Genomic DNA, 25,239 nt, shown 5'->3' with positions numbered 1-25,239 from the left:
AATCTAATGAACGTTATGAGGATACGAAGTTTCGTTTTCCTGGTAATGCTGGCTGGCTTAACTGCCTTTTTCGCAGGTTGTAAGAAAACACGCGAAGGCAAACCCAGAGTACTGGTATTTACCAAAACCGCAGGCTTTCGCCATGCGGCCATTCCTGCGGGAATAAAGGCGTTGCAGAAACTGGGCGCCGACAATGGCTTTATTGTGGATACAACAGAGAATGCGGCTAAGTTTACCGAAGACTCGTTACAGCAATACTCCGCCGTTATCTTCTTAAACACCACCGGCGATGTGCTCAACAACTTCCAGGAAGCTGATTTTCAGCGTTACATCCAGGCAGGTGGCGGTTATGTAGGCATTCATGCCGCTGCCGATACAGAGTACGACTGGGGTTGGTATGGCGAACTGGCCGGTGGCTGGTTCGAGAGTCATCCTCCCGGTGTACACAAGGCAAAAGTAAATGTAGTGTTGAAAGATTTTCCTGCTACAAGCGAACTGCCTGATGTATGGGAACGTACCGACGAATGGTATAACTACAAAAAGCTGAACAAGAATACCAAGGTACTCATGACGCTGGATGAGAAAAGTTATACCGGCGGTAATATGAACGGCGATCATCCCATCAGTTGGTACCACAACTTCGATGGCGGCCGTGCATTCTATACCGGTTTAGGACATACAGAAGAATCTTACACCGAAGCCAATTTTCTGAAACATATTCTCGGCGGTATTAAATATGCAATAGGTGATAATCCGGTGCTGGATTATTCTAAAGCAAAAGCGATACGCGTACCGGAGGAAGACCGTTTTACCAAACAGGTACTGGCGGGCGGCGAGTTCTTTGAACCCACCGAAATGACCATCCTGCCTAACCTGGACATCCTGATTGCCCAGCGCCGTGGTGAGATCCTGTTTTACAACAATACCTCCAAGTCGTTATCGCAGGTAGGTTTCCTGAACGTATACCATAAAACAAGTGTAGAAGGCGTGAATGCGGAAGAAGGTGTGTTAGGCATTGCGGCCGATCCTAATTTTAAGGATAACCACTACGTATTCGTATTCTACTCACCAGCAGATACTTCGGTGAACAGGCTTTCCCGCTTTAAGTTCGAAGACAACAGGCTGAACCTGGAATCAGAGAAAGTGATATTGCAGTTTTACTCCCAGCGCCAGATATGCTGCCATACCGGTGGTTCTATTGCATTTGGTCCCGGTGGTTTGTTATACCTCTCTTCCGGTGATAACACCACACCGTTCGATGAACCTAATCAACCTTATACCAGTAAAGGATTTGGCCCTACAGATGATCGTCCCGGTCACCTGCAGTATGATGGCCGTCGTACTTCTGCGAATACGAATGATCTTCGCGGTAAGATTATTCGCATCAAGGTAAAAGAAGATGGCTCGTATGAAATACCGGATGGTAACCTGTTTAAAAAAGGCACTGCCAATACTAAACCTGAAATTTACGCCATGGGTACACGTAACCCTTACCGTATTTCAGTAGACCAGAAAACCGGTTACCTGTATTGGGGCGAAGTAGGTCCGGATGCAGCCAATGATATTGCCGAACGTGGCCCGCGTGGTTACGATGAAGTGAACCAGGCAAAAGCACCCGGCTTTTTCGGTTATCCAATGTTTATCGCCAACAACAAATCTTATCGCCAGTACAATTACGAAACCGGTGAAAGCGGTCCTGAATGGGACCCTGCCAAGCCAGTGAACACATCCCGTAATAATACCGGTTTAAAAGATCTGCCTCCAGCGCAACCTGCATTCATCTGGTACCCTTACGGTAAATCGGACGAGTTTCCAATAGTAGGCGCAGGTGGCCGCAACGCCCAAACAGGCCCTGTTTATTACAGCGATATGTATCCCGAAGCAACACGTTTGCCCGACTATTACAACGGCAAACTGTTTATCTACGACTGGATACGCGGCTGGATAATGGCCGTAACCATGGATAAGGACGGAAACTTTTCCAAGATGGAACGTTTTATGCCATCCACGAAGTTTAATGCACCTATCGATATGGAAATGGGGCCCGATGGTCGTTTATATGTATTGGAATACGGTAATGGCTGGTTCTCCAAGAACCCCGATGCTGCCCTGGTACGTATCGATTACAACGGCGGCAACCGCGCACCGGTAGCTAAATTAAGCGTTGATAAAATAACCGGCGGCCTGCCCTTTAAAATGAAAGCAAGCGCCAAAGGTTCTAAAGACAGTGATGGAGATCCGCTTACTTATATATGGAACTTCGGTAACGGTAATAAGAAAGAAACGAAAGAACCGGAAGCTGAGTTTACCTATTCACAGGGTGGCGAATACCTGGTATCTGTAGATGTGTACGACGATAAAGGCGCACACACACAAAGTAACATGATATCAGTTTACGCAGGCAACGAAACACCGGAAGTAAAAGTGAACATTACTGGTAACAGCATGTTCTACTTCCCGGGTAAAAAAGTGAATTACTCCGTAAGCATCAACGATAAAGAAGATGGTAATTCCGCCAGTGGTACACTCGATGCTGCTAACATCTACATCAAAACGATGTATATGGAGGGGAGAGATAAAGCCGGCATGCCACAAGGTCACCAGGTTATTTCCGGTGCTATTGCCGGTAAAAATATGGTGGAAAGCGGCGATTGTAAGTCTTGCCATAAGGTAGATGAAAAGTCGATAGGCCCCTCCTTCAAACAGGTGGCAGAGAAATATAAAGGCGATGCAAAAGCATCCGACTACCTGGCCGATAAGATCATTAAAGGCGGTGGTGGTGTTTGGGGCGAAACAGCCATGTCTGCCCACCCCACTATCACCAAAGGCGAAGCGAAACAGATAGCAGAATGGGTACTGTCACTGGCAGGCGGTGTGCAACAGGCTCCTTCGTTACCACTCACCGGCAGCGTAGATCCGCTGGCGGGCAGCGAGTGGAAAGAGAAAGGCGTGTTTTACCTGTTAGCCAGCTACACCGATAAAGGTGGCGCCGGTATTCGTCCCATCACAGGCACGGCCAACATCGAACTGCGTAACCCGATCATCGCAGCAGCGAGGTACGATGCCGCCGATGGCGTAGCCAGTTTTGAACTGGATGGTAAACGTTATGTACTGCCTACTCAAAACGGCTGGGTGTCGTACAAAGACCTCGACCTGGCAGAAGTGAACGGTGTTGAAATTAACTACGCGGTGCAGGATTCGGCCATGACTGCCGGTTATGTTGCCGAAGTGTATCTCGATAGCCCGACTGGTCAAAAGCTGGGCGAAGTGGTATTGGGCCCGGGCGCAGCAGGTGGTAAACTAAATACCGCCAGCATTAACTTTACAGCTATCGCGGGCAATAATCGCCGCAACCTATACTTTGTTCTTAAAGCGCAAAACGCAGATGTGAAATCAGCCGTGCTGATCCACACATTCAAACTGATCTCGAAGTAATAGTTTCAGATTTTAATAAAGAGGGCTGACCAAAAAAATGAATGGTCAGCCCTTTTTAATTTCGTCGGATACTGTTTACAGGTGGATGTTATACTTTGCCGTAGCGCCCGCATAAGCGCCGGAAGGCAGTTCGCAGGTAAGCTGCTGTGCTTTATTATTACCTATTTGCAACGATACATTTACCTGTTGCTGCTGTTGTGCCGGATCGGCTACTGAAAGACTCGCAAGTTTATTGGATGTTTGCCTGATCATTATCACACAAGGTTTATCTACACCAATACTGATGCCCTCTTTACTAAAGTTGCCTGCTTTGTAAAATACCAGCTGCCACACTTTTAATCCCTTATGATACACCGCCTGCACGTCCGCATCGTTCTGCATAATGCGTACCGCACCGGCATCGTACTTTTTCATGTCCTGGCCAGGAATAACATAATACACGTAGGTTCCATCGGAGGGTTTTACACCATGATCGAACCACAGCTGGAATACGTTCATTGTTTGTAATGCTGCTGGCCCGTCGTTATTAATACTTTTCCAGGTACCACTTTGCGGCTGTGTGCTGAGGTGAATATTGCCAGCTGCAGGGAAGTAATAACTTACACCGTTATGCGTGATCCATTTTAAGTTGTTGTATTGATAAGTACCATTGTCCACCGTGCTGGTTGTACCGTTAATGTTTGCCGTTACTTTACCTTCCAGCAGGCATTGGTTAACGGTGGTGTTGATGGCTGCTGTATCGGTAGCGGTGATACCTGCGCCGAGGCACACCACTTCTTTGTCGAAGAAGAACCAGGCTTTGCGGGCCACGGTATTGTATTCGTTCAGCATCATGGCAGATGCGCCGTACAGGGAGTCCGACACACCACCGCAGAAAGCTGTAGCGCCCATATTAAAGCCCCATGATTTACGAAGCGGTATTTGGGTGATGTAGGGAACCGTGGTGCCGGGTATCCTGCTCCAGTTCCATACCGGTGGAATATTAAAGTATTCGTTACCGTTCACTGCAATGTTAGTTGCGCCGTCGGATAGGTAATACCCTTTCAGGTTTTCGCCGTTGCCGTTTTCCTGTTTGGCCGTTCGGGAGGATGCGATGTGCAGTCCGAAGAAATAGCCCGGCCGGTGATGGATGCTGTAATCCGAGCGCCAGTAGTGCGTGTGTTCCGGCGTAATAGCGTAGGAGGCAGGTTGTTTGTTTTGTAACCGCTGTATAACCTGCTCGTATTCTTCAGCATGTGTTTTATCCAGCAGCCGTAGTTTTTCGAGATGAGCAGTGATGCCTGGCGAAAGATGGTTTACGCGGCTGATGCTACGACCGTTCACACCGAAGTCGATGTACCGGCCACGCATTACTTTCACGAAGGCTTTGCGGACGAAGTTGCTGAAGATGTCGAGCTTGTTGCCGGACAGGGCGTAGGAGGTACCGTGCAGGTAGTATGCTATTTTGGTTTCGCCTTCCACGAACACTGCGCCATAACCGTATATGTACAGCTGCGCACCATGTTGCTGAAACGAGAGGTCGTGCTGTATCCCTTCTTCGGTAGTAAGGCGGATTGGGAAAAAGATTTCGTCCACACTGTACCGCATCAGCGAATCGTTGCCGGTCAGGCAGGCGCGGTACATGAAGTGCGTGGCGATATCCATTTTGTTAGCGCCAGTCCATTTAGCCGGGTTGCCACGATTCATTTTAACCAGCAGACTGTCGCGCAGTGGTTTGGGTAACTGCTCATGTTCCATCATGATCAGAATTTCTCCCGTAATCTGTGGGTTGGATATCTCGTTATGATACCAGTTCCAGCTTTTGGGATCGGTGATTTCCCAGTAATTAAGGGCATTAATGATAGCCGTGAGCAGGGCCGGTTTATGGTGCCAACTGCTGGCCGGGTTTACGTACGCCTGTACAAAGCTCTTTACCCGGTGAAGGTGTTCTTCCGCCAGGTATTTTTTAGCGTCATAGGCATAGGGCACGTCGGGCCAGGCGCCATTAGGCTGTAGTGTGCCCAGGTTGGCTTTTACCTGGTTGTCTAACCGGGCGGTATTCGTGGCTTTACCGATCAGTTCCGACCGGATGCGGTCTTTAATGATCGTATACTCGGCCTGCGCCATCGCTCCCAGTGAAATGAGAAGGGGCGTTATAAAAAGTAATAGTCGTTTCTTCATAACTGTGTACTTAAATACTATCACCACAAATCTAAACGGTGGCGCTTACCAGGCAGGGTGGTTTTTATAAGTAAAAGGGGAGAATATTATAATTCAGGCTCTCCGGCAAACTCTGTGGGCGTTTTGCCGAACTGCTTTTTAAACTCTTTACTGAAATACTTGCGGTCGTTGTACCCTACCATGTAAGCCACCTGGTATACCGTATGCTGCCGGGTACGGATCAGTTCCGCCGCCTTTTTAAGCCGCAGCGATTTAATAAAATCGTTCACCGACATATTTGAAACCGCCTTCAGTTTCTTGTACAAAACCGGTTGGCTCATGGCTACCTTTTTCGATAACATATCCACCCCAAAGTCAGGGTCGTCCATATGTTCTTCCACCAGTGCGATTACTTTTTCGAGGAAGGCGGTATCGATGCTGTTGGGCGATATTGCGGCGGGTGCTATAGGTTCCGCTTCTGTTTGCAACTGGCGGCTAAAGCGTTCGCGCATTTTTTCGCGGGAGCTTAGCAGGTTGCGTACGTTCAGTGACAGTACTTTAGCGCTAAAGGGTTTGGTCAGGTAAAGATCTGCACCCGTTTCCAGTCCGCTCACCTGGTCGGCCTGGGAGCTTTTGGCGGTGAGCAGCACTACGGGAATATGGCTGGTACGTTCATCTGTTTTTAACGCCTGGCAAAACTGCAGGCCGTCCATGCCGGGCATCATCACATCACTGATGACGAGGTCAGGAATTTGTTCGGTAGCCAGTGCCAAACCATCTGCCCCGTTCTCACTTTCCAGCACCTGGTATTGTTCCTGAAACACCTGGCGCAGCAGCGCGCGCAGTTCCGGGTTATCTTCTACAATATGAATGGTAAAGGGCTGGGGCGTATCTGCGGCGGCAGGTGTAGTGGTTAAGGCAGATGAGTGGTCGATATTGACTGCCGGTTCGTACGCTACGTTTGTTGCTACCAAAGTTTGCCCCACCACATGCTGCGTGTTTTCGAAATGTTTACTGCCCGGAAGCAGTGTCACTGTAAAACAAGTTTTTCCTTCTTTATCTGGGGTGGATGGATCACTTTCTACGGTCAAAGTACCCTTGTGCTGCTCCACGATATTACGCGATAAGGCGAGCCCGATACCATAACCGGTGTTCTGCACGCCATGGTCCTGCACCTGGAAGTAGTTGGTGAACAGGTTGTTCAGGTACTCCGGCGCAATGCCCCGGCCATTGTCGGTGACGGTTATAACGAAGGAGTTGCGGGCTTGCGTCACGTGCAGTTGTATCCTGCCGCCATCAGGTGTAAACTTAAAGGCATTACCCAGCAGGTTGAAGAATACCTTTTCCAGTTGCTCGCGATCAAAGTACAGGCGCGCCTGCTCGGTATCTTGCGTAAAGGAAATACTGATATTCCTGTCCAGCGACTGCTGCCGGTAACTGGAGTAAATATGATCAAGGAAAGGAATTAAATCCTGCTCCTGCACGTGTAATTTAAGGTGATGGGTTTCTGCTTTACGGAAGTCCATTAACTCGCTCACCAGTTTTAACAGGCGGTCGGCATTGTTCCGTAATTGTAACAGCGACGATTGCAGCGGATCGTCTTTCTTCAGCGTGTCCATCATCTTTTCCACCGGCGCCATTAGCAGTGTAAGGTGCGTACGTATTTCGTGGGATACGTGGGTGAAGAAATTCAGTTTCACCTGGTGCAGTTCTTCTTCTTTCCGTAACAGCGCCCGCAGGAAGAAGAAGCGGGTGATGAGGAAGAACAGCAATACGATCAACAGTACGTACAACCCGTACGCCCACCATGTACGCCAAAAGGGAGGCAGGATGGTGATTTCCATGCTTACCGGCTCGCTCCAGGTACCGTCGTTGTTCGCACCTTTCACCCAAAAAGCATAGTTGCCGGAAGATAGGTTGGTGTAGGTTACCGCCGGGTTGTCTGTTTCTATCCAGTCGCGGTCGGCCCCTTCAAGGCGGTAAGCGAAACGGTTTTTGTTACTTTTTATATAGTTAAGCAGCGCGAACTCCAGGGTAAATACTTCCTGGTCGTGCCGCAGGCGCAGTGCTTTTGTGAAGGCAATGTCTTTTTCCAGTAAACCGTCTTCGCCACCAATAGCCACCGGGTTGTTAAACAGGCGGAGGCCGGTAAAGCGGATAGGGGCAGGCTTTGCATTTACTGTAATCTGTTTCGGGTAAAAACTGGTAATGCCGTTATAGCCGCCGAAGAAAAGTTCTCCGTTACTGTCTTTTAGAAAGGAGTTATAATTAAATACGTTGCTCGCAATACCATCGCTGGTCGTGTACACCTGGAACGTATTGCGGGCGGGATCGAACTTCACCAGGCCGTTATCAGTGCTTACCCAAAGTTTGTGTTCATCATCTTCCAGTAAGCCCAGTATGTTACTGTTCGGCAGCCCGTCTTTTTCGTTGTATTGCACCGATTGTTGAAGGTCGGGGCTATATTTTACCATCCCTCCGTAATATATACTCACCCAAATGTTGTGCTGCGAATCTTCCTGCACGGCATTGATGTAACCGGGTTGCAGCATACGCAGGGAGTCGCCTTCGTAGAGGAACAATCCGGAAATAGTACCGATGAACATCCTGCGGCGACTGTCCTGGAACATGTAGCGGATGGAACGGCGGGCGGCAATAAAACCGCTGGCCGAATCTTTCTCCGCCCGTAGTTCGGTGCCGTAGCGGTGGAGTATAAATAATCTTTCACTGGTGCCTATCCAGAACCGGCCTTCCGCATCTTCCATAATAGAAGTAACCTCCCTGGAAAAAGAGGCGGGATCGGCAGCGCTGTAAAGTAAACGTTTGAAGCTGCCATCTGGTAATAACAGGTTGAGTCCCCCGCCATGCGTACCCACCCAAATATGATGGTCCTTATCTTCATACACCATTTTTACCAGGTTGGAGCCCAGGCCCGATGGATTGGCGGGGTTATGTTTGTAATAAGTGAAACGTCCTGTCTGGCGGTTAAAATGGTTCAGTCCTCCGCCCTCGGTGCCTATCCAGAGGTTATGCTGCGAGTCCTCCAGTATTTTACTGACCACGTTATTACTGAGTCCATTATCTTTTGAGCCGTGCGGCCATATCTTGAAGGCGGTAGCGTAAGGATGTACAGCGTTTACTCCGCCGAAGTAGGTGCCCAGCCATATAGATCCGTTGTTGTCCTCGAACAGACTGTGAATGGAGTTCTGGCTAAGACTGTTTTCGTCGCCCGGTTCGTGCTGGTAAGCGGTTTGTTTCATGTCCGCCGGGTTGATAATACTCAGGCCCTCCTGCGTGGCAATCCACATATGCCCGTTTTTGTCCTGCATAATGCGGCGCACAATGTTATTAACGATAGCAGGTTGCGCGAGGCGGCTGAATTTACCGGTAGTGGCATCATATATATTGATACCACCGGTTTGGGTACCTATCCAAAGGCGGCCGAAGCGGTCGCCGTTGATGGCGGTAATAAAATCCATGCTCAGGCTGGCGGCGTCGCCGGGGTTGTGGCGAAACGTTTGTATGCCCGAAGCATTCATCTTACAAAGACCAGTATTGGTACCTATCCAGATGTTGCCCGTTTTATCTTCATATATACACCGCACTACCCAGCCCGCTATCTGAGGGGGATAAAACGAGTGCAGGCTGTCGGCGTCCTGCATGTACAGTCCGTTATTGGCGCCTGACCAGCGGCGGCCTTTACTATCTTCAAAAATGAAATTGATATTGGTTTGCCTGCCCTCATGAAGCGTAATCCGTTCGAAACGATCGGTTACCGGATCGTATTTGGCAAGGCCGGAAGAGGTACCCACCCAAAGTACCTGGTGTTCATCCACGTAAAGCGACATTACCTGGTTGTCAGGAATACTGGTGCTATCGTCCGGCGAGTGGTGATATATTTTAAACCGCCGGCCGTCGTACCGGTTTAGTCCGTACCGGGTGCCGTACCATAAAAATCCCTGGTGGTCCTGGGTAATGGAAAGCACTGCGTTATGCGACAAACCGTTCTCCACGGTGAGGCGTTGAAAGTTCACTGGCTGCCCGCTGCTTTTCGGTAAAGCAGTCGCTATTAGCACACATAGCATTATAAGGCACCGGGAAATCATCCCCCAATATAGGGAAAAGGGATGTTTTTTCTGTATACCTTTATTTTATAAGTTTGATAATCAGGTGATTGCAGGGTGTTTATAAAATTCACCCTATTCTTTTACGATTCTCTCCCCTGGCTGTTGGAGTAGAACCACATATTTGTAGATCGTGTGAAATTATCAACCAGACATCAATTCCACCATTTATGATGAATACGAACCAATCGACGATTGATGTACCAATGTCCCGGTATGCCTTCAGGATTTTCGCAGGGATAATGGGAATACTATTCTTCCCGGTTTTACTGTTTGCGCAGAATAAAACGGTTTCAGGTACTGTAAAAGATGAAAAGGGCGAGTTGCTGCCCGGTGTTACCGTAACGGTAAAGAACACAAAAACGGGCACAAGCACTAACGACCAGGGACGGTTTACCATCGCTGTAACGCAGGGAGCCACGCTGGTATTTACCTATGTAGGGTACGAACGTACCGAGGCGGTGGTCGACAAAAAAACAGAGTACAGCATCCGGATGCGCGAGCAGGCGGGTACGCTGAGCGATGTGGTCGTAATAGGTTACGCCACCCAGTCGCGCAAAGACCTTACCGGTTCGGTGGGCAGTGTAAACATGAAAGATTTTGAAAAGGCACCGGTGAAGTCGTTCGACGAAGCCCTCGCCGGCCGTGTGGCAGGTGTGGTAGTGGCGAGCAACGACGGGCAGCCCGGCTCCATCGCCAACATCACCATCCGCGGTGCCGGTTCTATTTCGCAGGATAACGGTCCGCTGTACGTAATTGACGGCTTCCCTACTGAAAGTTCCAATGCCAATGCGATCAGCCCCGGCGACATTGAATCTATCGACATCCTCAAAGATGCTTCGGCTACCGCTATTTACGGTGCCCGTGGTTCTAACGGCGTAATCTTAATTACCACCAAAAAAGGTAAGATGGGTGCGCCGCAGGTAACCTACAACGGTTATTATGGCTGGCAGAGCATTCCGCAGAAAGTAAAACTGATGGATGCTTACGAGTTCGTAAGGTATGTGGGCGATGTAAATCCTGCCATTTACGATTCGGTGTACATGGCAAAAGGAACTACCCTGGAAGATTACCGCAACCACACCACCGTGGATATGCAGGATTACATTTACCAGGTGGGCCAGAACCAGAACCACGACATCGCGGTACGCGGTGGTACCGATAAAACCAAGTACTCCCTGTCCGGTAACTTCAACAACCAGAAAGGCATTATCCTGAACAGCGGTTTTAAACGGTATCAATCCCGTTTTTCGCTCGATCAAACGGTAAGTGATAAATTAAAGGTGGGCGTTAACGCCAACTATGCTTATACCGAGGCTTTTGGTATCCCGGTTTCCGCTACCAACTTCTACGCCTCGGCCACCACGCTTTATTCGGTATGGGGCTTCAGGCCTACTACCAGTATTTCCGGCCGCGATAGTGCGGTGAACCTGGTAGATGAGTTTTACGATCCGGGTAATGAACTGGCCAATAACCAGGATTACCGCGTAAACCCGCTGCAGAATATCCAGAACCAGCTTACGCTGGATAAAAGAAATACACTGATTGCCAACGCTTACGCTGAATATAACTTTACCAAGGAATTGTCACTTCGTGTTTCTGGCGGTATTAACCGGGAGTCGAGGGAACTGAGTTCTTTCAATAACTCTAAAACGCAGTCGGGTAGTAAATGGAACTCCAACGGTGTGAACGGCAGTATCGATAACTACATATTTTCTACCTGGCGTAGTGAAAATGCGTTAACCTACCGTAAGCGCTGGAACAAGGTGCATAACCTGGTGGCGTTGGGTGTGTTTGAAGCACAGGGCCAAAGCAGTTCACGCAGAAGGTTTGCTGCCAACCAGGTGCCTAACGAAGATTTGGGTCTTGATGCGCTCGACCTGGCCGCACCGGCCAATATCAGCCTTCTTTCACAGGCTTCTTCCTGGAGCATGGCTTCTTTTGTTGCGCGCGCCAACTACGATTATAAATCAAAGTACTACTTAACCGCTTCTATCCGTGCCGACGGATCTTCCAAGTTCCCCCGTGGTGGTCAGTGGGGTTACTTCCCATCGGCTTCCGTGGCCTGGCGTTTCAGTGGCGAATCATTTATGAAAGAGCTGCCGTTTGTGTCTGATGCAAAAGTGAGGTTAGGTTACGGTGCCTCTGGTAACAACAGGGTGTCCGACTTTGCTTATCTCTCCCAGCTTACACTTACCAACTACAACTTCTGGTATTCATCGGGCAACAGTGCGCTCGGTATTGGCTCGGCCATTACATCGGCAGGTAATCCCAATCTAAAATGGGAAACCAATGCACAAACCAATATCGGTTTAGACCTTGCTTTCTTTAAAGACAGGCTGACCGTTACGGTAGATGCGTATAAACGTACCACCAAAGACCTGTTGCTGAACGCAGCATTGCCCTATACGAACGGAGTGGAAGGTTCTTCAGGGTTTAAGAACGTAGGTAAACTGGAAAACAAAGGACTTGAGTTTACCGTGGGTGGTGTTATTGTGCAGAACAAAAAGTTCAACTGGAACAGCAGTTTCAACATCAGCTTTAACAGGAATAAAATACTGGCTTTAGCTGAAGATCAAACGTCGATCTTATCAGGTAACGGTACTTTCTTCAATACTACCTTCTCCGGACTGTTCCCTTATATTTCTGTGATAGACAGGCCCATGGCGGAGATGTACGGATTAGTGTTTGATGGGGTGTACCAGTTTGCCGACTTTGATTACATGCCTAACGGTACTTACCTGCTGAAGTCAGATGTGCCTACCAATGGTTCTGCCAGGGCTTCTATCCGTCCGGGCGACATTAAGTACAAAGACCTTAACGGTGATAACCAGGTAAACAACCAGGACTACACCATTATCGGCAGCGGTCTTCCGAAACACACCGGTGGTTTCTCCAACAACTTCCAGTACGGCGACTTTGACCTGAACGTATTGTTCCAGTGGTCGTACGGTAATGATATTATTAATGCCAACCGTTACGTGTTCGAAGGAGGTATCGTAAACAATCCGAACCTTAACCAGTATGCTTCTTATGCCAAACGCTGGACGCCGACAAATCCCAGCAACACGATGTTCAGAGCAGGTGGTATGGGCAATGCGGCTTATTCATCGCGGGTGATAGAAGATGGTTCTTACCTGAAACTGAGAACGGTATCGCTGGGTTACAACATACCCGATAAAGTGCTGAAGCGGGCGAAGATTAAAGCAGTAAGGGTATATGGCTCCGCCCAGAACCTTTTCACCTGGACCAGTTATTCCGGTACCGATCCCGAAGTATCTGCCAGGAACGCCAACAACCTTACTCCCGGATTTGATTATGCAGCGTACCCACATTCCCTTTCTTATGTGGCCGGTGTAAACGTAACCTTCTAAATCATTCAACATGAAACGCATTTGTATCATTGCATGCATGGCTATAGCAGGACTTACTTCCTGTAATAAATTCCTCGACACCAAACCGACCGATTTTTATTCAAACGAAAACTATTACAATACCGAAGCACAAGTACAGCAGGCGCTTAATGGCGTATATAGTAACCTTATGCGTCCTGAATTGTACGCACAGGTAATGGGCTTCAACTTTGTGTCTGCCACCGACGAGGTACTGCCCAACCGTACTACAGATGGTGATGCGCGCGGGTTACGGTATAACTACGATGCTTCGCAAACCTACGTAGCCGGTATCTGGCGCTTATGTTACATCGGTATCAACAATATTAATGCACTGCTGGCCAATATCGATAAACCCACTATGGATGAAGCGAAGCGCAACATCATAAAAGGCCAGGCATTGTTCCTTCGCGGTTATTACTATTTTTTGCTCACCAGTAATTATGGCGATGTGCCGTTAGTACTGCGTAACCTCACCATTAGTGAAGTAACAGTGCCCGCCGCTACGCAAAAAGAAGTATACCAGCAGATCGAAAAAGATATGAAAGAGGCAGAGGTGCTGCTGAAAGATTACACCGTGGCGAAAACAGGATTTAGTGATGTGGCTACGCTTACCGCCGTACAGGCCGTTCTTTCACGGGTATATATTTACTGGGCAGGCTATCCGCAAAAAGATGTGACCAAATACGATAGCGTTATTACTTATACAGATAAAGTGATTAACTCCGGGTTACATGCGCTTAACGCTGATTACAGGCAGGTATTTATTAACCTTGCCCGCGACCAGTACGATGTAAAAGAAAATATATGGGAACTCGGTTCGCTGGGAGCAGCAGCCGGTGTAGTCAATAAAACAGGTAACGATATCGGCAACTTCGTAGGCATTACTTCTTCGATAATTGCAGCAGACACTTCTTCGTACAGCGCCGCCAGCTGGGTGTGGGTCACCAAAAAACTGTTCGATGCTTACGAGGTAGATGCGGCCAGCACTGCAACACCTAACAAACCCTCGCTGGATATTCGTCGTGACTGGAACTGCGCTAACTATATTTACAGCGGTAATCCCCGTGTTAAAGCTGCCCGTACCTCGGCCTGGCTAATGAGTGCAGGTAAGTTCAGGAGAGAGTACGTACCACAGTCTATTCGTAATACCAACGGCGTGGCCGGTACTTATAACATCAACTGGCCTGTTATTCGTTATGCGGACGTATTGCTGATGCGTGCAGAAGCAGAGAATTATAAAAACGGGCCGGGTAACGCTTATGGATATATTAACCAGGTGAGGAAAAGAGGATACGGATTACAGAATGGCAATGTGGTAAAATCCATTACCATGACCAGCCAGGGTTCGGGTTATACCGTTGCCCCGGTAGTTACCATTACCGGTGGCGGTGGAAGCGGTGCTACAGGCACAGCGGTGCTGACCAGTGGCAGGGTAAGCGGCATTTACCTGTCGAGCCCGGGCGCGTTAACGCCAGGCTCTTATTACTCATCTGCCCCGGTAGTAGTGATTGGTACTTTCTGGACGCCAGGTGTAACCTATGCAGCCAATACACAGGTAACCAATGGCGCTAACCTGTACACCGTTACGCAGGCCGGCACTTCTACCACCACAGCCCCTACGCATACCACCGGTGCTTCGTCAGCAACAGTTACCGGCGCGGTGTTCACTTACGCTGGTGCGGCAGCTGCCGCCACTGCAACCATCACCACCGGTACCGAATCAGAATTAACACCCGGTTTGGATAAAGATGGGTTCCAGCTGGCCATCCGCGACGAACGTATGCGGGAGTTATGTTTCGAAGCCGTGCGCCGGGCCGACCTTATCCGCTGGGGCAATTTCGTGGCCGATATCCAGGACTTCGCCGTATGGGCTACTGCTAATGGTGCAGGTGTTACGGCTACCGGCAATCCAAACGGACTGCAGGGTGTACGTAACGTAAGCGCCAGGCACGTGTTGCTGCCCAAACCCACCTATGAATTAAACCTTAACAAAGCATTAGTCCAGAATCCAGGCTGGTAATGTCCATACAAAAACTATACATCATGAAACGTAATTTCTTAATTATACTCGCTTTTATAGCTGCCTCCTGCAGCAAAACGATGGAAGTGGACACGCCGGGCCTGAAGGTATCGATAGATGCTGCAAGGCTGGTGAACGATACTTTTACTTTTAAGGTAGGCGATACCACCCGTTTCCTGTTCAGCGGCGATGCCGGTAACATCAGCTTTTATTCCGGCGAACTCGGAAAGCGTTATGACAGCCGTTCGGCCACCAAAAAGCTGGGCAATGTTATCTTCTCCTTTTCGTCCACCGCGCAATTCGGCACACAAACCAATACGCTCACCGTATTAGCCACCAACAAATTGCCCGGCCTGGATTCAGTTTCTGTTATGAATGCTGACTGGACAGACATTACCTCCCGTGCTGCCCTGGCTACCAGCGCCACCCTGGTAAACTCAGGCAACATTAATCTTACCGACCTCGTACAAAATGAAAGCGATTCATTGTTCATTGCCCTGAAGTATAGCGGCGTAACCGGCAGTACCCAACGTACCTGGACGATCACCAACTGGCTGGTCAATAATGTACTGCCCGAACGTACTGTTGCCGTTAGCACACTGGCCGACGATGTAGCTTTCTGGACCCGTTACGGTAATGTATATTTCCCTGCCAATGGCCGCTGGACGCCCGGCGCCACCAGCCTGGTGCTGACCGGCGGAGCAGCAACTGCGGCTACCAACACCAACTGGATCATTTCTAAGCCCATATATGTAGGCCGCATACCCGGCGATCTGGCTACCGGTATTAAAAGCATTATCGATCCCGCTAAAAAGGAACATCTGTATATGTACCCTGCCGCGGGTATTTACAAAGCCACGTTTGTAGCATTTAATCACACACTGGACGATGAGAAAAGTGTGATCAGAGAAATAATCATTAAAGTGATACCGTAAATATGAAGAAGCCATTGCTATGCCTCCTGGCGGTTGCCAGCTTGCTCGCCTTTAAGGCCGACAAGAAAGAGAAGACCTTTGTAGACAGTAATTACAGCTACGCGCAGCAGCAGTTGAAACTGATGTTAAAGGACACCGAAACCCGCGAGAGCCTCGCCTTTCCGCGTACTACGGACAAGGCCGGAAAAATGACCACCACGAACATGTACGACTGGACCCCGGGATTTTTCCCTGGCAGCCTGTGGTATGCGTACGAAGGCACGAAAGATAAATCGTTGCTGGAGCAGGCCACTGTGTGGACGGAGAAGCTGGAGCCGCTGAAAGATTTTACCAAACACCACGACCTGGGTTTTATGGTGTACTGTAGTTATGGTAACGCGTATCGTGTTACGGGCAACAAGGCCTACCGCGATATCCTGATCCAGTCTGCCAGGTCGCTGAGTACCCGTTTTAATCCCGTTACAGGCAGTATTAAATCCTGGAACGCTTTTAAATCATGGCATGGCGAGCAGATGTACTATTTCCCGGTAATCGTGGATAACATGATGAACCTGGAACTGTTATTCTTTGCTTCAAAGGAAACGGGCGATACCACGTTCCGTCACATTGCGGTAACCCATGCTGAAACCGCTATGAAGAACCAGGTACGCCCCGATTTCAGTTCGTATCACGTAGTGTGTTACGATACCACCAACGGTAAAGTGCTGGCGCGCGAAACCGCGCAGGGGTATGCAGATAATTCTACCTGGGCACGCGGACAGGCCTGGGCTATTTATGGCTTTACGATGGTATATCGCGAAACGAAAGACAAACGTTTCCTGAAAACCGCAGAAGGTTTAACCGATTGGTTTATCAATAATAAAAACCTGCCGTCAGATAAAATTCCGAACTGGGACTTTAACGCTTACCAGGCTGGCTATAAACCAGGCGTAAGGTCGAATGCGAACAAAGTAACCGCGCAATACCGCGATGCATCTGCCGGCGCTATCGTAGCATCAGCCTTGTTCGAATTGAGTGGTTATGTAGATAAAGCGAAAGGTAAAAAGTACCGCGAAACCGCTATTAAAATGCTGCATTCACTTGCCAGCCCGGCTTATCGCGCACCCCTTGGTGCCAATGGTAATTTTATGCTGATGCACAGCGTTGGCAGCATTCCGCACAACGGCGAAATAGATGTGCCGCTCGTGTACGCCGATTATTATTTCCTGGAGGCATTACACCGCTACGGAAAAACATTATAGCAGATCTATTTCCGAGGATGATCAAAATGACAAAGGGCGTTCCGTACGGAACGCCCTTTTGTTATCAGCTGGTTTTCTAAATTATTTTTGTTGATGGGTTATCTCTTTTTCCTTTTTACATGCGTAGTACTGTGCGTTGCTTTACGGCCGTTCCTGCCTTCTACGGTGGTGGTGCGTTTTATGGCTTTTACCTGGTGGCCGTTTGCTGTGGTAACAGTCCTCGTGCTGCGGTAATGCGTAATGTTAGCCTGGTTGCGGGTGCGCACGGTAACCGAAGTAACTCTTACGGGTCTGTAGATATGCGGAGCGGCTACTACGCGGTGCGTATGTACTACCGTATAATGCGGCCGGTAGTGATAACGGTAAGGCCGGTACACCGCCCATGCCATTGGTTTCCAGGGGCGCCACCAAACCGGGCGGGCACGCCAGCTCCAGGGTGATGTCCATACTACGTAAGACGGAGCGTATACATAACGTACAACAGGCCATGCCCATACATTTACAACAATGCCAACACTGGCGGCGGGGCCGTTCATGCTTCCGTAACGGTTAAGTGGCATATCGTTTATTGCCTGGTCGCCAATGTCTGAAGGCTCTACGATCGTTTCCTCGCCATAAATATCTTCATCGCCCACTATCTGCACCACGGCGTGATCGTTTCCTGTTTTTTCCAGTTCTATCACTGCAATGTCCTGGTTTTCTGTTTCGGAAACAACCGCCTGTAAAATGAACACCTGCGTACTCCGTTCCATTTTATTGATTACCCGGATGTAGTCGATATCGCCATCGCCATTGAGGTCGAGGTTATTCACTTTGTTATCTTCTGTATTCAGCAGCTTTTCGAAAGCCTCGGGAGATTTTGCTTTTTTGAAGAGTTCCAAAGCACCTTCCAGGCTGAAGTTGTCGCCGGGTAAACCGGTAGCGTCGTTGTTGTGCTGCGCCCGGGCCACAGTGCTGGTAAGCAGGCCGGTTATCAGGAGGGTAGTAAGGTATTTCGCCGTCATAAAAACGTAATTGGTTGTTCTAAAGACTGGCAATATGGGGGGAGGTTTAATGAGGCAGGGAAGAATATTGTGAAGGATACTATATAATAAGGAAGGCAAAAAAAATACCGGGAATATTGGTCCCCGGTATTAGTAGTGAGATCAGGCTGCGGTGCGCTGCCGCTTTCCTGCGTAGATATAATTAACCAGCAAAGCGATGATAATGATCAGGAGTCCGAAGAATTCCCGGGTATCTTCGATCCAGGGTTTGGTTGCTTTCATGGTTTGAGCGATATTTTCGGCATCATGAGAAGTTGCCCAGTCAGCCACCCCGTCTTTTGTAAAAAAAAGATAGCTGGCGTATACCAGGTAAATGAAAATACCCGACAGGTATGCTCCCCGGTAAAACCTGCCAAGTGCCGCCAGCAGGCACATGAGGGCGCCATAACCATAAATCGGTATCCAGATATACGGGTCCGGATCGTTGTACTGCAAGGCTGCGAACAGGATAAATATTACGGTAAAAAATATGTTGAAGATTTTCATGTTCCTGTAGATGTATTAAATTTCAAAATAGGGCATAAACTTACGTAAAAACGCGAACAACAATTCGTAAGTTTGCATTATCTTAGGGCACGAAATTAGAGAGAAAGCGACTTTGTTTTATGAGATATGATACGTTCAGGTGAGCGCGACGTAATTCTTTTTTGATTATATTGCATTAGGAACAACAGGTATAAGACTGCATTTTTCAGTTCTTTTCTACTACAAACATAGATACCAACAAAGAGATTACTATAAATCGCCGTATAAATTGTTAGCAGACCTAACCTTCAGGGTTACGATCAGCATTAAGTTATCCTGGTTACTAATCAGGTTTTAGAATGGCGGAAGGAGAGGCACTTGTGCCTCTCTTTTATTTTTACCCCCTTCCATCCCCACTCCCGATTATTTTCTTTATTTATCCAATCATGATACTTTTTTAACTGAATGACCCTGTGTACAGAACTGATCGGTTTTCGGAAGAAAAGTACTTTCCATTAGGTTATTAAAGTATCAGTGTTTTTCTCCCACGTTCATGTTATGCAAAGTTGAGCCTGGTGAAAAGTTGGTGCCAATCGTCCGCCGGTAGAGCTATTCACGTATTTTTTAGCCTAACTTTTATAAAGTTGGTTTAACTTAGCTTTCATATAGATAAGGCTGTTTTTAGTCGGATATTAACAAAATGACCAATTTAAATTGAGGCGTGCATGAAGTATGTTTATGATATAGATAGAATGAGCGCGCTGCTATACCAGATCATCGCACAACATGCCAAACCGGAAGCGGTTAACTGGCTGCAGCAAAAACAGGAAGTGTGGCGGCAGGGTAATGTGATGCAGCAATTCAATCTTACCTTTTCGGCTATCCCAAGATTTACAGGGAAAGCCGTCGTGGATATAAATGATACTACAGCGGCGGAGTTGCATGCGATCATTCCTTTCTTTACCGTGCAGGGTTGGCCGCTTCACCAGCTGGTACGTGCGTGGTGGTTGTTACAATTACCCGCAAACGATAAAGCTCAATACCTTAAACAAATAGAAGTACTGTTCGATACCGCGGAGATGAATGAGCTTGCGGCTTTATACAGCGCATTGCCCCTGCTGGCCTATCCCGACAGCTGGACACTTCGTACCGCAGAGGGCATTCGTTCCAATATCGGTATCGTACTCGATGCCATTATGCTGAATAATCCATACCCGGCCATCAACCTTGACCGCGCACCCTGGAACCAGCTGGTAATGAAGGCTATTTTCAACGACAAGCCCGTTAGCCGCATCGTGGGGCTCGACGTAAGGGTGAACCCCGAATTGTCGGACGTGCTTTGTGATTATGCGCACGAACGCTGGGCGGCAGGACGTACTGTAAACCCGATGCTCTGGAGGCTGGTAGCGCCGTTCATGAACGAAACGTCATTCAACGATATTAAAAGGGTGTGGAACTCTGCCAATAATGTAGAACGGGAAGCTGCTGCACTGGCCTGCGCACGTACTCAATACGCACCGGCCCGTGAGCTGTTACAGCAGGACCCTGTGTTGAAGGCAGAAATAGACCAGAACTTGCTGAGCTGGGAAATACTCTCGGCTAAACTGAATTGATTCCTTTTATCGCGGCGGAACAATGACGCGTTCCGCAACAGAAATTATTTAGATCTTATGTGTTGCAGTCACGAACTTACTGAAAAAGAACTGGCGCCGATTACCGCCAACCCTATATTTCTTGAAAAAATTAAAGGCATGCGCTTCTTCGATCCGCATGTACATATGACCTCCCGCACTACCGACGATTACCAGGCGATGGCCGATGCGGGCATTACCGCTATCATAGAACCTGCCTTCTGGCTGGGGCAGCCGCGTACAGGTGTGGATACTTTCCGCGATTATTTTAATAGTCTCATTGGCTGGGAGCGTTTCCGTTCCTCGCAGTTTGGTATTAAACATTATTGTACGATAGGGCTCAATTCTAAAGAGGCCAACAACGAACGCCTGGCCGAACAGGTAATGGAAATATTGCCACTGTTCCTTTATAAAGAAGGGGTAGTAGGGGTTGGGGAGATAGGCTTCGACGACCAGACGCCTGCCGAAGAAAAATATTACCGCGCGCAACTCGATCTCGCCAAAGAGGCCGGCCTGCCCGTACAAATCCACACACCGCACCGCGATAAAAAGAAAGGCACCCAGCGTAGTATGGATATCGCCATTGAACAAGGCCTGGCACCGAACATGGTGATCGTAGACCATAATAACGAAGAAACGGTGAAAGAAGTGCTGGACCGTGGCTTCTGGGCAGCTTTCACCATTTATCCTTTTACCAAAATGGGTAACGAAAGGATGGTGGAAATCGTAAAACAGTACGGCAGTGAACGTATTATGATCAACTCCGCTGCCGACTGGGGCATCAGCGATCCGCTGGCAGTGCCTAAAACAGCGGCATTAATGTTAGAAAGAGGTATAAACATAAAAGATATCGAACTGGTTTGCTACAAAAATGCCATCGACGCATTTGCGCAGAGCGGCCAGATCGACGTAAGTGATTTCGAAACAGTGAAACAAGTCGACCAGAATCTTAAGTATAATGGCAGCACCGTACTTCGCGGCGGCCAACAACCAAGAGTGGATAAAAATGCCACCATTATACGCTAAGCGTTACTATTTATCAAAATGAAAAACCCGGATTGGTGTGAGTTATATTGCTAATAAACTGTTGGGCTACCTGCGCCTGATGCGCCCTGCAAATATCGTTACTGCGGTAGCGGATATACTGGCAGGTGTTGCCATCTCAGGCTTCTGGCTGCAAACGCATACATTTACGGCCGACTGGCTGCTGCCTGTGCTTTGCCTGGCACTGGCAACGGCTGGCTTATATGGAGGTGGTGTGGTGTTTAATGATGTTTTCGATGCAAAGCTGGATAGCGTAGAGCGTCCGGAGCGTCCTATTCCCAGCGGCATCGTATCTAAAACACAGGCTGTTATACTCGGTATTTATTTACTGATGATTGGCGTACTGGCTGCATTTACAGTAAATCCTGTTGCGGGTTTTATTGCTATGGCCGTTGCCCTCGCAGCACTTGTTTATAACAAATGGGGCAAACATTATAACATAGCAGGTCCTGTTAACATGGGCGTTTGCCGTGGACTGAACCTGTTGTTAGGGATGAGCATTGCCGGTGAGGGAACATTGAGTAATTACGCCTGGCTGGCCCTGGTGCCGGTATTGTATATCGGCGCTATTACCATGATCAGTCGCGATGAAGTACATGGTGGTAAAACCGGTCCGCTTAAACTGGCGGCTTTGATGTACGGCATCGTTAACGCAATTATACTGCTCATCGCCTGGGCGCAACACCGCCTGCTGGAAACCTTACCTTTTGTAGCTTTCTTTATCTTCCTGATTTATACACCGCTTTTGAAAGCCATGAAACAGCCGACAGGCCCAAATATAGGGAAGTCTGTAAAGGGTGGCATTATTGCGTTGATCGTGATGAACGCAGCCTGGGCTACGGCGTTTGCAGGGTTTATTCCCGGGTTGATCATACTGGCTTTGCTGCCGGTATCGTTGGCTTTGGGTAAAGCGTTTGCTGTTACGTGATGAGCCGGATAACTTGTTATACAAAGCCGGTGGTGTTTTCACAGCCGGCTTTTTTTGTTAGGAGATGAACGGTGTATACACCGACACTAATCCAGCAAGCCCCTCTTCATCGCTTCCTTCACCAGACCTGCCGTATTTTTCACGGCCAGCTTTTGCGTTAAATTAAGGCGGTGTGTTTCTACCGTACGAAGGCTGATGAACAGTTTCTCTGCGATCTGCTGGTTAGTATATTCCTCCGCAATCAGTTTCAGTATCTCGCTTTCGCGGCGGGTGAGCGGTATTTCGTAAGGCGTTCTTTTTTGCCCGGTGATGATTTCGTTCAGCAAACTGCTTTTGATGGATTCGTCGAGGTATTGCTCGCCGCCGTAAACGGTTTCAATCGCTTTTAACAGCGTGGGCTGATCGGTGTTTTTGAGCAGGTAACCGGACGCACCGTTGCGCAGCATTTGTTTGATATAGTGCGACTCGGTGAAGTTGGTAAGGGCAATGATGCCTGTTTCCGGCGATACCTTGTGTACCTTCCGGCACAGTTCCATCCCGTCTATCTCCGGCATTTGTATGTCCAGCAGCACTACATCAGGTTTATATACATCCAGCTCGTCCAGCAGTTTGTTGCCGTCCTGGGTGTCGAACACTATTTCGATATGCTGGTAAGGGGCCAGCATCGTCTTCAGTCCATTGATGACGAGCAGATGGTCGTCTACGATTGCTATTTTGATCTTCATAACTATTTTCTCTGATTAGGATGAGGAATGCTGCTATTCCTGTTTTGGTGCTGCTACTTCTACTTCCAGCCTCTCGGTATCAAATTCTATATATGCGGTGGTACCTTGTCCTTTGGCTGCGTCTATTTCCAGGCTGCCGTTCAGTGCCTTTATGCGCGATTGCAGGCTGCTGAGGCCCATGCCGTTTTTGCCTGTCGACTGCTGATCAAAGCCTACCCCGTTATCCTCTACCGTAATGGTTAGCAGCTGGCCGTGCTGGCTTAGCTGCACCAGGGCCGATGTGGCGCGGGAGTGTTTAATGATATTGTTCACCAGTTCCTGAACGATCCGGTACACGGACAGTTCAAAGTTAGGTTTAAATCGCCTGATATTTCCCGTGCCGTAAAAACTGATTTGCAGGGTTTGGGCGTGACTGATGTTTTTGCAGAAGATCTGTAAGGCTTCGGCCAGTCCGTACCGCGTAAGCATTTCCGGCATCAGGTTATGCGCCGTTTTGCGTACCTCGCCCACCGCTTCATCCAGCAACCCGATGGCGTGGCCAAAGGCAGGCGATTCCCGCAGTGTTTCCGATTCCTGCCGGATGGCACTGAAGTGCATTTTTACGGCCGATAACATACCGCCTACACTGTCGTGCAGATCTTTGGAGATGCGCGTACGTTCCCTTTCCTCTCCCTGGATGAATGATTCCAGCAGCTGTACCTCCTTTTCTTTACGAAGGGTTTGCAGCTTTTGCACATGTAATTTCTGGCGGTAGCGGAATTTCATAAAGAAGATAAAGCCCGTCACGATCAGCAGCGTAAAACCCAGGCCGATGATGATAAGCCATTTGTTCTTGGCCTGCAGCTGTTGTTCCTTTTGAGTGATAAGCAACTTTTTCTCCGCAATGTCTTTGTCCTTAATAGCTGTTTGCGATACCACTTCCTGCTGCATTACGTGTTTACGCGTGTCTTCGCTCATCAGCGAATCGTTCAGCGCTTCGTACTGTTTGCGGAAGGCAAGGGCAGGTTCCAACTGGTTCAGCGCTTCTTTGTTTTCGGCGGCTACTTTGTAAGTGATCCTCAGTTCGTAACCTGCGTTAATGGCCTTGCCCAGGGCGATCGTCTGTTGCAGTATCTCGTCGGCTTCATTATAACGCTTCATCTGGTGCAGCGTGGTAGAGAGGCCCATGAGCGCATACATCCGGTGTTCCGGCGCCTGGAAGGTGTCTGTGATATTGCGGGCTTCGTAAAACAGGTCAAGCGCCATATTGGGCCGGCCTTTGTCCGATTCTATGCTGGCCAGGTTTAACAGTCCGTCGAGGATGATGGTCATATCCTTCAGCTGTTTGCCCAGCGCAATTACTTCGTGGTATTTAGATATCGCCTGGTTGTGGTTGCCCATCTGCGCTTCGGCGGCGGCTACATTAATAAGGCTCGATGCCATGCTGAATTTGTCGTTCAGCTGCTGCGCCAGTTCATAACCTTTACGGGCATACTCCAGGCTGCGGGGCAGTTCTTCGAGGCTCATGAAAACCGACGACAGGTTGTTGAGCAGCATACGGCGCATCTGGTTGTCTTTCAGTTTCTCCGCCAGTTCAAGTGCCGTCAGGTAATTGGTGGCGGCAATTTTGAAGTTGCCGAGGCTTTGCTGCTCGCTGCCTACGTTGTTGTAAGCTTTTATAAGGTTAGGTTCATCTTTTAACTGCTGATAAATCACCAGCGCATCTTCCGTAAGCGCTAGCGCTTCTTTATACTCGCCTTTGGCGTGCAGGTGAGGAATGTACAGCGATGCGTAACCCGCCACTCCTTTCTGGAAGTTGATCTTTTTTGCGATATCCCTTCCTTTTTGCAGGTAGTGAATGGCCGAATCGGATTGAAGGGGAAAGGTTTCGCTGTAGCGGTAACAGGTATTTACCATCGACGTATCGTTCCAGTTGCGCGCAAGTATGCGCCTGAGGCTATCGAGGTACGATGATGACTGGGCCTGGGCTGTAGTAGCTGCCAGGGCAGGTATCAGCATCCACCCGTATTTAAAGAAACGATTCAACATCTTCATATACATGCGGTTTGCAGCAATTTAATATCAATAATAAACCCTGTAGCAACCTACATAGTAAACGTTGGGGTCAACAGGAT

Annotated in this window: 14 protein-coding genes; 8 read left to right on the top strand and 6 right to left on the bottom strand. The window is 48.7% G+C overall.

Going from position 1 to position 25,239, the window contains the following annotated elements:
- Nucleotides 1–15: 15 nt before the first annotated feature.
- Nucleotides 16–3,435 (top strand): ThuA domain-containing protein, encoded by a 3,420-nt coding sequence (locus QZT80_RS23735; protein ID WP_295128296.1) that lies wholly within the window; start codon nucleotides 16–18, stop codon nucleotides 3,433–3,435.
- 75 nt (nucleotides 3,436–3,510) lie between these two features.
- Here QZT80_RS23735 and QZT80_RS23730 read toward each other — a convergent pair whose 3' ends face one another.
- Nucleotides 3,511–5,595, bottom strand: a complete 2,085-nt coding sequence (locus tag QZT80_RS23730) for a polysaccharide lyase 8 family protein (RefSeq protein ID WP_295128293.1) — start codon at nucleotides 5,593–5,595, stop codon at nucleotides 3,511–3,513.
- An 86-nt stretch (nucleotides 5,596–5,681) separates the two neighbouring features.
- Nucleotides 5,682–9,650, bottom strand: coding sequence for a two-component regulator propeller domain-containing protein (locus tag QZT80_RS23725; RefSeq protein WP_295128290.1), 3,969 nt, complete (start codon nucleotides 9,648–9,650; stop codon nucleotides 5,682–5,684).
- Nucleotides 9,651–9,868: 218 nt separating this feature from the next.
- Here QZT80_RS23725 and QZT80_RS23720 point away from each other — a divergent pair, with 218 nt between their 5' ends.
- From QZT80_RS23720 to QZT80_RS23705, 4 genes are read left to right on the top strand one after another with little or no spacing between them, the layout of a single operon-like run.
- Nucleotides 9,869–13,072 carry a TonB-dependent receptor gene (locus QZT80_RS23720; RefSeq protein WP_295128287.1) on the top strand — a complete coding sequence of 1,068 codons (3,204 nt, stop codon included), beginning with the start codon at nucleotides 9,869–9,871 and terminating at the stop codon, nucleotides 13,070–13,072.
- Nucleotides 13,073–13,082: 10 nt separating this feature from the next.
- Nucleotides 13,083–15,113: a RagB/SusD family nutrient uptake outer membrane protein gene (locus QZT80_RS23715; RefSeq protein ID WP_295128284.1), complete on the top strand. Its 2,031-nt coding sequence runs from the start codon at nucleotides 13,083–13,085 to the stop codon at nucleotides 15,111–15,113.
- A 23-nt stretch (nucleotides 15,114–15,136) separates the two neighbouring features.
- Nucleotides 15,137–16,048, top strand: coding sequence for a DUF5017 domain-containing protein (locus QZT80_RS23710; RefSeq protein WP_295128281.1), 912 nt, complete (start codon nucleotides 15,137–15,139; stop codon nucleotides 16,046–16,048).
- A 2-nt stretch (nucleotides 16,049–16,050) separates the two neighbouring features.
- Nucleotides 16,051–17,289: a glycoside hydrolase family 88 protein gene (locus tag QZT80_RS23705; RefSeq protein ID WP_295128279.1), complete on the top strand. Its 1,239-nt coding sequence runs from the start codon at nucleotides 16,051–16,053 to the stop codon at nucleotides 17,287–17,289.
- 98 nt (nucleotides 17,290–17,387) lie between these two features.
- On the opposite strand, the gene QZT80_RS23700 is transcribed toward QZT80_RS23705, so the two are convergent.
- On the bottom strand, nucleotides 17,388–18,293 hold the full coding sequence (locus tag QZT80_RS23700) for a hypothetical protein (RefSeq protein WP_295128277.1): 906 nt from the start codon (nucleotides 18,291–18,293) through the stop codon (nucleotides 17,388–17,390).
- Nucleotides 18,294–18,434: 141 nt separating this feature from the next.
- A complete protein-coding gene (locus QZT80_RS23695; protein WP_295128274.1) occupies nucleotides 18,435–18,818 on the bottom strand; it encodes a transmembrane 220 family protein in 384 nt (127 codons plus the stop codon).
- Between the two features lie 704 nt (nucleotides 18,819–19,522).
- Between QZT80_RS23695 and QZT80_RS23690 the strand changes: the two genes are divergently transcribed.
- From QZT80_RS23690 to eboC, 3 genes are read left to right on the top strand one after another with little or no spacing between them, the layout of a single operon-like run.
- The gene (locus QZT80_RS23690; protein WP_295128271.1) at nucleotides 19,523–20,410 is read left to right on the top strand and encodes an EboA domain-containing protein; all 888 of its coding nucleotides are present in this window, start codon (nucleotides 19,523–19,525) and stop codon (nucleotides 20,408–20,410) included.
- 57 nt (nucleotides 20,411–20,467) lie between these two features.
- Complete coding sequence (locus tag QZT80_RS23685) at nucleotides 20,468–21,454, top strand: TatD family hydrolase (protein ID WP_295128268.1); 987 nt, start codon at nucleotides 20,468–20,470, stop codon at nucleotides 21,452–21,454.
- 37 nt (nucleotides 21,455–21,491) lie between these two features.
- Complete coding sequence (gene eboC, locus QZT80_RS23680; RefSeq protein ID WP_295128265.1) at nucleotides 21,492–22,400, top strand: UbiA-like protein EboC; 909 nt, start codon at nucleotides 21,492–21,494, stop codon at nucleotides 22,398–22,400.
- Nucleotides 22,401–22,486: 86 nt separating this feature from the next.
- Here the strand turns inward: eboC and QZT80_RS23675 are convergent, their stop codons facing one another.
- Together QZT80_RS23675 and QZT80_RS23670 are read right to left on the bottom strand one after the other, a co-directional pair.
- Nucleotides 22,487–23,125: a response regulator transcription factor gene (locus QZT80_RS23675; protein ID WP_295128262.1), complete on the bottom strand. Its 639-nt coding sequence runs from the start codon at nucleotides 23,123–23,125 to the stop codon at nucleotides 22,487–22,489.
- A gap of 33 nt (nucleotides 23,126–23,158) precedes the next feature.
- Nucleotides 23,159–25,159 carry a sensor histidine kinase gene (locus QZT80_RS23670; protein WP_295128260.1) on the bottom strand — a complete coding sequence of 667 codons (2,001 nt, stop codon included), beginning with the start codon at nucleotides 25,157–25,159 and terminating at the stop codon, nucleotides 23,159–23,161.
- Between the last annotated feature and the right edge of the window lie 80 nt (nucleotides 25,160–25,239).

Origin of the sequence: uncultured Chitinophaga sp., from assembly GCF_902168175.1 — a bacterium.
Lineage (GTDB): Bacteria > Bacteroidota > Bacteroidia > Chitinophagales > Chitinophagaceae > Chitinophaga.
Note: the sequence above shows the minus strand (reverse complement) of the source record. Positions and strands in the feature narration are given on the sequence as shown.